The organism is Streptomyces sp. NPDC060209 (assembly GCF_042728155.1).
Classification (GTDB): domain Bacteria; phylum Actinomycetota; class Actinomycetes; order Streptomycetales; family Streptomycetaceae; genus Streptomyces.
Genome location: NZ_JBHWZS010000029.1, coordinates 17,571 through 30,490 on the forward strand (window position 1 = coordinate 17,571; position 12,920 = coordinate 30,490).

The 12,920-nt window shown below is 69.2% G+C and carries 15 protein-coding genes; 6 read left to right on the forward strand and 9 right to left on the reverse strand.

The genetic code is table 11. From position 1 onward, the window contains the following. Genes hypF through ACFWFI_RS08800 form a run of 5 tightly spaced genes read left to right on the forward strand, consistent with a single transcriptional unit; the run spans position 1 to position 5,908 of the window. Positions 1-2,556: a carbamoyltransferase HypF gene (gene hypF / locus ACFWFI_RS08780; RefSeq protein ID WP_387387248.1), complete on the forward strand. Its 2,556-nt coding sequence runs from the start codon at positions 1-3 to the stop codon at positions 2,554-2,556. A gap of 48 nt (positions 2,557-2,604) precedes the next feature. Beyond that, positions 2,605-2,901: a HypC/HybG/HupF family hydrogenase formation chaperone gene (locus tag ACFWFI_RS08785; RefSeq protein ID WP_387387250.1), complete on the forward strand. Its 297-nt coding sequence runs from the start codon at positions 2,605-2,607 to the stop codon at positions 2,899-2,901. Next, positions 2,898-4,001: a hydrogenase formation protein HypD gene (gene hypD, locus ACFWFI_RS08790; RefSeq protein ID WP_387387252.1), complete on the forward strand. Its 1,104-nt coding sequence runs from the start codon at positions 2,898-2,900 to the stop codon at positions 3,999-4,001. Before ACFWFI_RS08785 ends, hypD begins: the two co-directional genes overlap by 4 nt. An 8-nt stretch (positions 4,002-4,009) precedes the next feature. Next, positions 4,010-5,116: a hydrogenase expression/formation protein HypE gene (hypE, locus tag ACFWFI_RS08795; RefSeq protein ID WP_387387253.1), complete on the forward strand. Its 1,107-nt coding sequence runs from the start codon at positions 4,010-4,012 to the stop codon at positions 5,114-5,116. Next, the gene (locus tag ACFWFI_RS08800) at positions 5,117-5,908 is read left to right on the forward strand and encodes a DUF6390 family protein (RefSeq protein ID WP_387387255.1); all 792 of its coding nucleotides are present in this window, start codon (positions 5,117-5,119) and stop codon (positions 5,906-5,908) included. A gap of 141 nt (positions 5,909-6,049) precedes the next feature. Here ACFWFI_RS08800 and ACFWFI_RS08805 read toward each other — a convergent pair whose 3' ends face one another. Further along, positions 6,050-6,673 (reverse strand): NADPH-dependent F420 reductase, encoded by a 624-nt coding sequence (locus ACFWFI_RS08805; protein WP_387387256.1) that lies wholly within the window; start codon positions 6,671-6,673, stop codon positions 6,050-6,052. A gap of 87 nt (positions 6,674-6,760) precedes the next feature. Beyond that, positions 6,761-7,495: an SDR family NAD(P)-dependent oxidoreductase gene (locus ACFWFI_RS08810; protein WP_387387257.1), complete on the reverse strand. Its 735-nt coding sequence runs from the start codon at positions 7,493-7,495 to the stop codon at positions 6,761-6,763. A 105-nt stretch (positions 7,496-7,600) separates the two neighbouring features. Between ACFWFI_RS08810 and ACFWFI_RS08815 the strand changes: the two genes are divergently transcribed. Beyond that, on the forward strand, positions 7,601-8,227 hold the full coding sequence (locus ACFWFI_RS08815) for a TetR/AcrR family transcriptional regulator (RefSeq protein WP_387387259.1): 627 nt from the start codon (positions 7,601-7,603) through the stop codon (positions 8,225-8,227). 501 nt (positions 8,228-8,728) lie between these two features. Here ACFWFI_RS08815 and ACFWFI_RS08820 read toward each other — a convergent pair. From ACFWFI_RS08820 to ACFWFI_RS08850, 7 genes are all read right to left on the reverse strand, one after another. Then, positions 8,729-9,046, reverse strand: a complete 318-nt coding sequence (locus ACFWFI_RS08820; protein ID WP_387387261.1) for a hypothetical protein — start codon at positions 9,044-9,046, stop codon at positions 8,729-8,731. A 32-nt stretch (positions 9,047-9,078) separates the two neighbouring features. Next, positions 9,079-9,489 carry a hypothetical protein gene (locus ACFWFI_RS08825; protein WP_387387262.1) on the reverse strand — a complete coding sequence of 137 codons (411 nt, stop codon included), beginning with the start codon at positions 9,487-9,489 and terminating at the stop codon, positions 9,079-9,081. A gap of 46 nt (positions 9,490-9,535) precedes the next feature. Continuing rightward, the gene (locus ACFWFI_RS08830) at positions 9,536-10,012 is read right to left on the reverse strand and encodes a protease inhibitor I42 family protein (protein ID WP_387387263.1); all 477 of its coding nucleotides are present in this window, start codon (positions 10,010-10,012) and stop codon (positions 9,536-9,538) included. A 13-nt stretch (positions 10,013-10,025) separates the two neighbouring features. Continuing rightward, on the reverse strand, positions 10,026-11,609 hold the full coding sequence (locus tag ACFWFI_RS08835; RefSeq protein ID WP_387387265.1) for a peptidoglycan-binding protein: 1,584 nt from the start codon (positions 11,607-11,609) through the stop codon (positions 10,026-10,028). 10 nt (positions 11,610-11,619) lie between these two features. Further along, positions 11,620-11,991, reverse strand: a complete 372-nt coding sequence (locus tag ACFWFI_RS08840; protein ID WP_387387266.1) for a hypothetical protein — start codon at positions 11,989-11,991, stop codon at positions 11,620-11,622. A 128-nt stretch (positions 11,992-12,119) separates the two neighbouring features. After that, entirely contained in the window at positions 12,120-12,368 is a 249-nt protein-coding gene (locus ACFWFI_RS08845; protein WP_387387268.1) for an aldehyde dehydrogenase family protein, read from the reverse strand. A gap of 65 nt (positions 12,369-12,433) precedes the next feature. Further along, positions 12,434-12,844 carry an arsenate reductase ArsC gene (locus tag ACFWFI_RS08850; RefSeq protein ID WP_387387270.1) on the reverse strand — a complete coding sequence of 137 codons (411 nt, stop codon included), beginning with the start codon at positions 12,842-12,844 and terminating at the stop codon, positions 12,434-12,436. Between the last annotated feature and the right edge of the window lie 76 nt (positions 12,845-12,920).

Below are 12,920 nucleotides of genomic sequence, written 5' to 3' on the forward strand. Positions count from 1 at the left end.
ATGTGCCTAGGAATCCCTGGCCGCGTCGTGGAGATCGTGGACGGGTATGCGGGCCAGCTGGCTCTGGTGGACGTGGAGGGCGCCCGACGCCGCGTCAACATCGGCATGCTCGACGAGGCACCCGGTTGCGACGACTGGGTGCTTCTCCACATGGGCTTCGCCGTCGAGCTCATCGACCGCGCGAAGGCCCGGGAGGCCCTGTCGGGCCTGGAGATGATGGGCCGGGGCCGGGAGCAGCGGATCCGGCGAAGGTTCGAGGTGCGCGGTGTCGTGCAGGGCGTGGGCTTCCGGCCCTTCGTCTACGTCACCGCCTCGGAGCTGATGCTCACGGGTTCGGTGACCAACACCGGCGACGGAGTGCTCGCCGAGGTCGAGGGACCGGCCGAGGCCGTGGAGGAGTTCGGCCGCCGGCTCCGTACCGACGCCCCGCCGCTCGCGGTCGTCGAGGACGTGCGCACGAGCGAACAGCCGACGCGCGGGGGTACGGGCTTCGCCATCGAGCGCTCCACCAGCACATCCGACCGGGCCAGAACGCTCGTCTCGCCCGACATCGCCACCTGCCGGGACTGCCTCGACGAGCTCGGCGACCCGACGAACCGGCGCCACCGCCACCCATTCATCAACTGCACGCACTGCGGCCCCCGCTTCACGATCGTCACCGGCCTTCCGTACGACCGGGGCGCCACCACGATGGCGGACTTCGAGATGTGCGGGACCTGCCGGGCGGAGTACGAGGATCCGCGCGACCGGCGCTTCCACGCCCAGCCGATCGCCTGCCCCGACTGCGGACCACGGCTCGAACTCGTCGGCAAGGACGGTGTGTCCCCGTCCCACGATGCGAACGCGCTGCGGACCGCGCGGGAGCTCCTCGCCGACGGCAGGATCGTCGCGGTCAAGGGCCTCGGGGGCTATCACCTGGTGTGCGACGCCCGCAACGACGACGCCGTGGCCGAGCTGCGCCGACGCAAACGGCGCGGCGGCAAGCCCTTCGCGGTCATGGTCCCGGGCCTCGACGTCGCGCGGGAACTGGTGAGCCTCACGGTGGACGAGGAAGAGCTCCTGACCTGTGGCCGCCGGCCGATCGTGCTCCTCCCCCGGCACACTGACCGGCCCGGGGCCGGGGTGTCCGAAGCCGTGGCACCCGGCAGTCCCCAGCTCGGACTGCTGCTTCCGTACACCCCGTTGCACGTCCTGCTCTTCGGGATCGGTGACGACCGGCCGGGCCCGGACGTACTGGTGATGACGTCGGCCAATCTGTCGGGCGAGCCGATCGTCACGGACGACGGGGACGCGCTGACCGTCCTCGCCCCGCTGGTCGATGCCTGGCTCCGGCACGACCGGCGGATCCATGTGCCGTGCGACGACTCGGTCAGCCGCTTCGCGGCCGGCGCGGAACTGCCGCTCCGCCGCTCGCGCGGATACGCCCCGCTGCCGCTCGCGCTGCCCTTCGACGTTCCCCCGACGCTCGCCGTGGGCGCCGATCTGAAGAACACCTGCGCGGTGGCCGAAGGCCGTTACGCCTGGCTGAGCCAGCACATCGGCGACATGGACGACCTGTCCACGGTCGACGCGCTCACCCGGATCGAGAAGCACCTGGAGGACCTCACCGGGGTCGCGCCTGCCGGGCTGGTGGCCGACCGCCACCCCGGCTACCGCTCCGGCGACTGGGCCCGCGCCCACGCGGCCGGACGGCCGGTCCGCACGGTGCAGCACCACCACGCGCACATCGCGTCCGTGATGGCGGAGCACGGCCTCGGTGCGGACGAGCGCGTGATCGGCATCGCCTTCGACGGCACCGGCCACGGCGACGACGGGGCGGCCTGGGGCGGCGAGGTCCTGGTGGCCGGCTACGCGTCGTTCCACAGGGCCGCGCACCTCGGTTACGTACCGCTGGCCGGAGGCGACGCGAGTGTCCTCCGTCCGTACCGGATGGCCCTCGCGCATCTGCACGCGGCGGGCATCCCCTGGGACGAGGACCTGCCCGCGGTCCGGGCCTGCCCACCCGCTGAACGCGGCGTATTGGCACACCAGTTCGCCACCGGCTTCGGCTGCTTGCCCACGTCGTCCATGGGCCGGCTCTTCGACGCGGTCGCCTCCCTGGCCGGCGTACGGCACGAGGTGGCCTACGAGGCGGAGGCAGCTATGGAACTGGAGGCCCTGGCCCGCTCCGCGGCAGCCGGCTTCGCAACGCCGAAGGGCGGCCACCGCTTCGGAATCCGGCCCGGTACGGGAAAGGAACCCACCGTCGCCGACCCGGGCCCGGTCGTGCGGGCCGTGGTGTCCGACGTGAGGGCCGGTGTTCCCGCCGCGCTGATCGCCGCGCGCTTCCACGCCGCGGTCGCCGCTCTGGTGGTCGACCTCGCGGACCTGTGCCGCACGGACACCGGCCTCGATGCCGTGGCCCTGGGCGGCGGCGTCTTCCAGAACGCCGTACTGCTCGAAGCGACCCAACGCGGCCTGAGGGAGCAAGGCTTCACCGTCCTGCGGCCGCGGTTGCTCCCGCCGAACGACGGCGGGATCGCCCTGGGCCAGCTCATGATCGCCGCATCGGGCTGACGCCGCGGCAACCCGTACCCCAAGAGGGATCCACAGAGAAGAGGGACCATGTGTCTGGCTGTTCCGGGGCGTGTCCTCAGTACCGCCGAAGTCGACGGCACGGTGATGGCCGAGGTCGACTTCGGCGGGGTGCGCAAGGAGGTGTGCCTCCAGTACATCCCTGATGTGACCGTCGGTGAATACGTCGTCGTGCACGTCGGATTCGCCATCCAGCGACTCGACGAACGGTCGGCACAGGACACCCTCGCCAACTTCGAGCGCCTCGGCATCCTCGCCGAGGAGTTCGGCGACGGCTTCGAACGCGCAGCTCAGCAGAGCGCATCCCCCGAAGGAGCCGGCCTGTGAAGTACCTCGAAGAGTTCAGCGACCCGGATCTCGCGAAGAAGCTGATCGACCAGATCCACGCGGCCACCACCCGGAAGTGGGCGATGATGGAGGTCTGCGGCGGCCAGACCCACTCGATCATCCGACACGGCATCGACCAACTCCTGCCGGACAGCGTGGAGATGATCCACGGACCTGGGTGTCCCGTCTGTGTCACCCCGCTGGAGATGATCGACCGGGCATTGGCGATCGCAGCCCGCCCCGGCGTCATCTTCTGCTCGTTCGGTGACATGCTGCGCGTGCCCGGCAGCAGCCAGGACCTGTTCTCCGTCAAGAGCGCCGGCGGCGACGTACGCGTGGTGTACTCGCCCCTCGACGCGCTGAAACTGGCCCGCGAGAACCCCGACCGCGAGGTCGTCTTCTTCGGAATCGGCTTCGAGACCACCGCCCCCGCGAACGCCATGACGGTGTACCAGGCCAAGAAGCTCGGGGTGCGCAACTTCTCCCTGCTGGTTTCCCACGTACTGGTCCCGCCCGCGATCGCCGCGATCATGGAATCCTCGACCTGCCGGGTGCAGGCGTTCCTGGCCGCGGGTCATGTGTGCAGCGTGATGGGAACGGCCGAGTACCCGCCGCTGGCCCAGAAGTACAAGGTGCCGATCGTGGTCACCGGCTTCGAGCCCCTGGACATCCTCGAAGGCGTCCGCCGGACCATCATCCAGCTCGAGGCGGGCCGGTACGAGGTGGAGAACGCCTACCCCCGGGCCGTTCGCGACGAGGGCAACCTACCCGCCATGGAGATGCTCGCCGATGTCTTCGAGGTGACGGACCGGACCTGGAGGGGCATCGGGGCGATTCCACGTAGCGGCTGGCGGCTCTCCGAGAAGTACCGGGCGTTCGACGCGGAGCAGCGGTTCGACGTGACCGGCATCCACACCGCCGAGTCGTCGCTCTGCCGGTCGGGCGAGGTACTCCAGGGCCTGATCAAGCCGCACCTGTGCGAGGCGTTCGGCAAGGAGTGCACGCCGAGGAACCCGCTCGGCGCGACCATGGTGTCGTCCGAGGGCGCGTGCGCCGCGTACTACACCCACCGCCGGCTCGAACTGGTCGATGCGAAGTGACTGACGCGATGCAAGACGTGACCGAACGGTTCGGAGCGACCGACGTGACGGCAGAAGTGCCCGACCTCGACTTCGAGGGATGGACCTGTCCCGTACCGCTACGGGACACCCCGTCCGTCGTCATGGGCCACGGGGGCGGCGGCGCGATGTCCGGCGAGCTGATCGAGCACCTGTTCCTGCCCGCGTACGGTGCCGCGGCAGCCGCCGACCTCGGTGACTCCGCCGTCCTGCGGATCGGCTCGGGAACCCGCATCGCCTTCTCCACGGACTCGTTCGTGGTGAAGCCGATGTTCTTCCCCGGCGGGTCGATCGGTGACCTGGCGGTGAACGGTACGGTCAATGACCTGGCCATGTCCGGCGCAACGCCCCTGTTCCTCTCGACCGCCTTCATCCTCGCGGAGGGCACCGGACTGAGCGCCCTCGGCCGGATCGCCCAGGCCGTGGGACGGGCCGCCGAGGCCGCCGGCGTACGCCTGGTCACCGGGGACACGAAGGTCGTGGAGCGCGCCAGTGGTGACGGCGTCTACATCAACACCTCGGGCATCGGCGTGGTCCCTCCCGGTGTCGACATCCACGCCCGCCGGGCGCGTCCCGGCGACGCCGTGCTCGTCAGCGGCGACATCGGCGTGCACGGCGTGGCCGTGATGAGCTGTCGGGAGGGACTCGAATTCGGTACGACGGTCGAGAGCGACACCGCTCCGCTGCACGGACTGGTCGCCGCGATGCTCGCCACCGGTGCGGACCTCCATACGCTCCGGGACCCCACGCGCGGGGGCGTATCGGCTTCGCTCAACGAGATCGCCCGCGCCTCGGACGTGGGCATCGAACTGGTCGAGCGGCTGCTGCCCGTGCCGCCCACGGTGCGGGACGCGTGCAGTCTGCTCGGGCTCGACCCGCTCCAGGTGGCCAATGAGGGCAAGCTGATCGCGATCGTCCCCGCCGAGGACGCGGACCGGGTACTGGCCGCGATGCAGTCCCACCCCCTGGGCAGGTCCGCATGCAGGGTCGGCAGCTGCGTTCCGGACCACGCCGGGATGGTGGTCGCGAAGACCGCGTTGGGCGGGAGCCGGGTGATCGGGCTTCCGATCGGCGAACAACTACCGAGGATCTGCTGAGTGAGTGCCGAGGGCGCGCTGCTGTTCGCGCGATACGCCTACCCGCCCAATGAACTCGGCTACTGCGGCCCCGCCGACGCGGCGGCTCTCCTGCGCCGTGACGCGACCGCCGACATCGAGCGGCGGGCCAGGCAGTTCGAGGGTGCCTGGTGCTATCTCCAGTTCCTCGCGGAGACGGCCGGGGTGCAGGACCCGCTCGACGCGCGGGTGGTCGAGGCCTACTGGATCGGCAACGAGCTGCTGGACCTGGCCGATCCCGCCGCTCTCGTGGAGCGCATGACCGACCGGTTCCGGGGGCAGCTCGGCGGCACCTGGCGCGAGGCCGGGCGGCGCGCGCTGGCCCATCACAGTTTCCAGGTGTTCGAGGTGTATCCCTGGGCGCCGATACTGCGATCGAGCGGGCACCCGACCGCCCTCACCGTGCTCGACCGGTGCCGCATCCGTACGGGAGTGGTCATCCGTGCCGACAGCGACGTGGCGACGGTACGCTCACGCCCGCTGTGCTGGGACGGTACGGGACTGGCCGACGGCGCGTGGCGGGAGGAGGAAGTGCGCCACACGGCCGATGGGCAGACGCTGATCGACCGGCTCTCCCCCGGTGACCAGGTGGCACTGCACTGGGACTGGGTGTGCGATGTGCTCACCGACGAGCAGGCTCAGCGCATCGAGTTCCTCGAGGAGCGCCGACGCACCGAGCTGGGCCTGCTCGTCCCGTGCACATCGTCCGCCACCACGCCACAACCAGGGGTTTCACCGCTGTCCCTCGGATGTACCGTCGAGCGGACTCTTTAGAGGGCGTTCAGCCCCTTTGTCTTGTCCCGGACTGCGTGGCCGCGGGTGCTTCTTGCGCCGCGCCATGTCGGGGTGGACTCGGCGGTGGTGACGTCGCCGAAGCAGCTCCAAGCCTCATCGCGAGTATCTCTCCGGTGCGGCTCAGGCGGGAAGTTCCGTGACGCCGAGGGCGAAGTCCCAGCCTCCCACCCCGTGGCGGGCGAGGCCCATCGTGAGCACACCCGCTCCTTCCAGCCAGTGCGCCATCTCCAGGCCACCGGCGTCCAGCGGGCGCAACCCGAGGCTCTTGATGAACGCCTCCACGTCCGCCTTGGCCTGCACGTTGTCGCCAGCGATGAACACGTCGGGCCGGCCGTTCTCCAGGACATGACGGAACACGGTGTTGAATCCCTTCACCACGCTGGCACTGGCCGGGGCCACCTTGGCGACTTCCTGGGCGATTGAGGTGACCTCGCGGTGAGCCAGACCGTTGAGCGTGGAATTGAAGGGGTTGCTGATGTCGACGATGACCTTGCCCGCGAGGGCGCTTCCGTACTTGGCGACGGCCGGCACGACACTGTCGAACAGCAGGGCCACGATGACGATGTCCCCGGCCGGGACGGCGCCCCACTCTCCCGTCGTGGCGCCGCCGCCGAGAGCCTTGGCCAGGTCAGCGGCCTTGGAGTGATCGCGGCCCAGGACCTCGACCGTGTTGCCGCCCGCTACCGCCAGCGCGCCGATGGTACGGGCCATGTTCCCGGTGCCGATGATGCTGATGCTGCTCATGAGGTGCGCTCTCTTCCCTGCTCTCGAACTTTCGCTTCGTTTCGTCTGTGCCGAGCCATGTGCGGGTGTGCCCGCACATATGTGTGTTCAGATCACCGTGGTGCCGCCGTCGGTGGTCAGTTCCAGCCCGTTCACATAGCTCGAGTCGTCCGAGGCGAGGAACAGCGCGACCGTCGCGATCTCCTCGGGGCGGCCCATCTCGCCCCGAGGGATCAGGGACTCGAACTGCCGCTTCGTCTCCTCGTCGAACAACTCCTCCTGCTTGGCCGTGGCGACCTGGCCGGGGGTCAGCACGTTCACCCGGATCCGCCTGTCCCTCAGCTCGTTCAGCCACACACGGGCCCAGGCCTGCTGCACGGCCTTGCTCCCCGCATACACACTCCACCCGGGGAAGCCCCTGAGCGAAGCGCTCGACCCGGTCATGAAGATCGAGCCACCGTCGTTGAGCAGCGGCAGCGCCTTCTGCACCGTGAACAGCGTGCCGCGCGCGTTCAGCGAGAACGTGCGATGGAACTGCTCCTCGGTGATCTCGCCGAGCTTGCCCTGCTCACCCATGCCGGCACTCGCCCACAGCACGTCGATCGAGCCCTTTTCCCGCCTGACCGTCTCGTACAGACGGTCCAGGTCGTCCAGGTCGGCCGCATCACCCTGCACGGCGGTCACGTTCCGGCCGATCACCTTGACGGCGTCATCCAGCGCCTCCTGCCGCCGGCCCGTGATGAAGACATGAGCCCCTTCCTCGACGAACAGCTTCGCGCCGGCCAGCGCCAAGCCGGTCGACCCGCCCGTGATCACCGCTACCTTGCCATCGAGCTTTCCCACGACCACTCCTTTGTACACCGAGTTGTGTACTTAAACGTATCCGCCGAGCAGTGGGAACGCAAGCTATGTATACCGACCAGTACCGCACTGGGCTATGATGGAGTCATGACGAAGCTGGAGAAGGGCCCCCAGGGCCTGCGCCGCGGCAGGGGTGCGCGCGAGCGCATCCTCAGCGCATCACAGCAACTGTTCCGCGCCCAGGGCATCAACCGCACCGGCATGGACCAACTCTGCGCAGTGGCCCAGGTCTCGAAGCGCACGGCCTACCAGCACTTCACCGGCAAGGACGACCTGGTCGCCGAATACCTGCGCCGATTCGATCCCGACATCATGGCCGGAGTGTTCGACCGCACCGACCTCACGCCCCGCGAACGACTCCTCGCCGCCTTCGAGGTCCCCACATCCGGCCCGGAGGAGCTCACGCCCCTGTGCCCCTACATCGCGGCGAGCGTCGAAATCCACGACCCCCAACACCCCGCGTCCCAATACGCACGCGACTACAAGCTCGCCATCGCCGCGCGGCTCGCCGATACGGCCCGCGAAGCCGGCGCCACCAACCCCGAACAGCTCGGCGAACAACTGGCGCTGCTCCTCGATGGCGCCTCGGCCCGCACCCGAGTCCTCAACGCCGAATCCTTCCCCGCCGCCGCCGCCATCGCCGCCGTCCTCATCGACAACGCCCTCCCCGCGACAGACCGGGACCGGGGAAGCGAAGATGCAACGGCCGGGTAGCCCGAGAGTGCGACTCCCCCTCGGGCTACCCGACCGACGTAAGGGTGTAGATCGTCGACGATCACGGTTTCTCCAGGGGCAAGTTCACGTAATTCCCCAGGGCCGGCCCCGCCTGGTCGAGGCCTCGTGACTCGCTCGTTCAGAGGTCCACGCGATGTTCGGTCGCTGATGGGTCGGATGCTGGTCCGTAGCGCGGGATGACGCGCCCTGGCCCGTCGGGTATTCGGGGACGATCTCATCGACGGTGCCGTCCGACGAATCTTCAAGGTCCTGGCCGACTGGGGCTATCGCCGTGACGCCGACAAGCCGGCCGCGGTGATCTGCCTGATGCTGCTGCTGTTGAACCGCAGTCCGCTACTTGGATATTGACGCCACTTTGGCGTTCTGGACGCGCAGAGACTTAGCGATGATCGACCTCACGAACCGCAGACTCACCCGCGAATCAACCCCGAACTGGCGAGGTATCTGAACGGCGGCAGAGCCGCCTCGCCCTCGCGTGCATCACAGCAGGCAGGGATACAGGCTGACGCTGTCGCGCTCGACACGGACCTCGACCCACGTTCCGTCAACCGCAGCCGGTGGCGGCGGATCGGCGACGTCGAACAGGATCTGCGAGTCACCCACTTCCAGCGCCGCGCCGTCGCCCGTGAGCGTCAGACGCCCCGCCGTCCAGCAACGGGTAAAGGGCGCCGGGCTGACCGAGGGCTTGCGGTCGGGCCGACCACTGTGCGAGGTGCGCTCATGGCCGGCGCCGGGTTCGGGGGCGGGACGGGTCCTCTCCGTAAAGCCCCCGGTCAGCTCGGCGCCCGGTGGCCCCACACCCGCCGCCGCACTCGGATCGGCTGCTCAGATCACGTACTCCGGCCGCGCGCCCGGGTCAGCTGCTTCATTTCGATGATGGTCGCGACGGCGCGCAGCCAGGTTGCCGCGGTGTCGTCGGCGGCGATCCCACCCACGAGTTCGGCGCCGGCCCGCAGCCACTCCCGTACGAGAACTGCCGCCTCCCGGCCGGGCAGGGGCTCGGGCAGCTCTGCGGCGCGGGCGAGTCCGCCGGCGCGCACGGTGTCGGCGAGGAAGGCGACCGAGCGGGGCTCGGTGCCGAGGCGGTCGAGGATGACGGCCGCGGCCGCGGCACCGTCGCCGATCAGGGCGGTCCGCCGGGGGCCGGGCTCGGCGGTGAGGCCGTAACGCAGCAGGACGGTGATGTCGAGCTGTGCCAGCTCGTCGTCCGTGCGGTCCGGCAGGTACGGGGCGTCGTTCATGGCGGGGCCTCGGGTATCTCGTCTCAGCTGACTGGTCCGCTGCGGTTCAGTTGACGGTGACGGTGTAGGTGATGCGCTCGGGAGCCGGGGAGGGGGAGGCCGCCCCCGCAGTCGGGGTGGCGGAGGGCCCGGTCGTCTCGGGGGGCAGCGTGGAGGTGTTGCCCTGGCACGTGGTGAAGGTGCAGTGCAGCAGCGTGAACCGGGTGGTCCCCTTGCCCTTGGCCTCGAAGGTGAAGGTGAGCTTGCCGCCGGCACCGGCCACCGACTCGTCGCCGGAGTCCGACGCGTAGTCCCGGCCGCGGCTGACGAGCACCGTGTTGTCGGGGCCGGGGTCGACCAGGTACCAGTACTCGCGGGTGGAGGCGTTCTGGTCGACGGTGAGCGTGAAGCGCTCGCCCGGCTCGGCGGTGATGTCGGTGTCCTTCACCGGGTGGCTCGTGGTGCTCGCGGAGCCGCCGGACGGTTCGTCGGTGCCCGAGCCGCAGCCCGTGGCCAGAGCGAGGAGCGCGGCCGCCGCGATCACGGCACCGCCCCTGCTACCGCGGAAGATAGACACTGTACGCGTCAGGGAGATCATTTTGGGAAGCCTTGCCCATGTGGCCGTTGATGAAGTCGTCCTCGCTGACCCAAGTGGTCGAGCCCCAGGGGTTGTACACCTGAAGCATGTCACCCTCCTGGGCGATGATGGTCATCGCGTGGGCGCCGTCCTTGCCCGAAACGTCGACCGGCACCGGATGCCCCTGCGCCACCGACTTCTCGACTTCGGTGAGGACCGCCCTGCGGTCGGCGTCGCTGTCCAGGTCCTGGCGCTGGTAGTCACTGCCGGTGGCACTGCCGACGGCGGTGTCATTGATCCGTTCCTGCCCCTCGGACCCCATGCCGCCCCAGTTCTCGCCGCCGTCACCTTCGGTGTGCAGCCGGTGCTGTTCGGCCACCAGTCGCTGCTTGAAGGCGTTGGGGTCGTCCTGCTGCCCGTCGGGGCCGCCGGTGAGGTCGAGCGCGTACAGGGGATCGACCATGGCGCGGGACGTGACGGTGGACGAGGCCACGCAGGTGCCCTCGGAGCCGTCGCCGCCCTGGACCCACCGCTGACCGTTGAACGTGACGGAGTCCGTGTTGTTGTTCGAGCCGTTCGCCGCCAGGCCCTCGTCGTCCATGCTGTCCGCGGCGGTGACCACCGGAGTGAGGTGCCGGCGCATCCAGTCGGGGTCCTTGCCGTGGATCTTGTCCTGGAACTCCCCGATCTCGGCGACGCTGTGGCCGGCGGCCAGGGCCTTCATCAGATAGGCCCGCTCCTGCGGGTTCTCCGACTTCGCCAGCATCCGCTCCATGGCCATCTCGTCGTCGAGGCTCAGCCCGTCCATACGCGTCGACGCGCGCTCCAGCTCGCCGGCCTTGAGGATCTCGTTCAGCTCGGTGTCGGCGCCCGCGACGCCGGTGTCGGCGAGCATCAGCTTGTCGACGGCGGTGAGTTCGCTGGTCCCCATCTTCCCGGCCCGTGCCTCGGCGGCCCACTTGTTCAGGTCCCGGGCCGCGACGCGGGTGGCCTCCTGCGCGTCGGAGACGGCGGCGTGCATCAGGTCGACCGCGTAGGAGCCGAGGTGGGCGGCGTTCTTGCGGTCCCACTCCTCCTCGTCGTTCTCGTGCAGATCGTCGAAGAACCCGTCCTTGCCGCCGAGCATGCTCCTCTGCTCCAACAGCTGCCCACGGCCCCGCTCATCCTCGCGCTGCGCGGCGCCGATCGCGTCGGCCAGCGTCAGCAGCACCGTCGCGCATTCGTGGAACGCCTCGCTCATCTGGGTCGCTGACCGCGCGGCGGCGTTCACCGCGTCGGAGGCGAGGACGCTCGTGTCGCCGACCCATACTTCCGGAAGGCTTTTGCGGCCCACCCGGTCGACCTGGTCGAAGACGCTGCCGACGTTGCCCACCTGGCCTCGGTAGAGGGTTGCCAGGCCCACAAGGACGCCTTGGTCCCCACCCGGTGCGGGCACCGAGAGGGCATCGTTTATCAGGTCGAGAACCTCGTTCTTGCTCCCGGCGCCGAGCATCTTCTTGGACAGACCGGCGAGCCACGCGAGGCGGAAGGATGGGGAATCGAGAGGAGAGGAGAAGAACGACACCGGCCCGACCTCAGTAGCTCGACAGGGCCGAGCTGCGCTCGCCCTGCGTCGATGTGTCGGCGAGACTGCTCGTGCCACCGACGGAGACACTGTCCACGCTCGTCCTCACGAGCCCGTCGGTGCCGCGGTAGGCCTGCTTGGCCAACTGCACCTTGCCACCGAGCTCGTGCAACGCCGACGCCAGTGTCTTGGCCTCCGCTTCCCATGCCTTCACGAACGCGTTGAGCGCCGACGCGGCGTCATCTCCGCCGGCATGGTCGTACGAGTAACTCGTGCGGGGCTTGACGGCCGAGCTGACGCCGTCCATATCCGTACCGGCGTCGTCGAGTTGCTGGGCCTGGCCGGTCATTCCTGCCTTGACCTGGTAGCCGTCGAAGCCCACCGCGCCTCCCCCGTATGCGTTCGATCATGACCGCAGGCAGGCTAACACTCTCTGCATATAAGAAGGTCACGTCCCATCCGCCGCACACACCTCCTCGACATCACCCACTCAACGGCACGCCTGAGCGCTCATCCCGGCTCAGCGATCGGATGCAACTCGCCGTAGGTGTGCAGCGCGTACGAGCTGACACCACGGCACACCCCGCTGTTCCTCGAACCCCGAATCGACGCCTCCACGTTGCGGCTGGTGGCGTTCACACCGACGTTGCCGGCCCGCAGCCACCGGGCTGCACGGAAGGCCGCCGCGCCCTGCCTCGCCACGATCGCGGCCCCAGTTCCGCGTATGCACCGTGTCGCCCTGAGTGCCGAAACCGGCATCCTCGCTGCTTACCGGAGCGGGAGCCAGGCATCCGCGCCCGGATCCCGCCGTGGCGGTCACCAGGTCAGCAAGCCGGGACGCCGATCTCCTTGATCAGACCCTCGACCATGGCCTTGATCTCGTCACGGATCGGGCGCACGGCTGCCACGCCCTGGCCCGCCGGGTCTTCGAGCTTCCAGTCCAGGTAGCGCTTTCCGGGGAAGACGGGGCAGCTGTCACCGCAGCCCATCGTGATGCAGACGTCCGACTCCTTGACCGCGTCGACGGTGAGGATCTTCGGCTGTTCGGCGGAGATGTCGATACCGACCTCGGCCATCGCTTCGACGGCGGCCGGGTTCACAGCGTCGCCCGGGTCGGATCCTGCGGAGCGAACCTCGACGCGGTCCCCGGCGAGGTGGGTCAGCCACGCGGCGGCCATCTGGGAGCGGCCGGCGTTGTGGACACAGACGAACAGCACAGAGGGCTTCTCGGACATCAGGAGATCTCTCTCGTCGCACGATTGAATCAGGTGCAAGTGACATCAGCACCTCGTGACGTCAGTGGCCACTGAT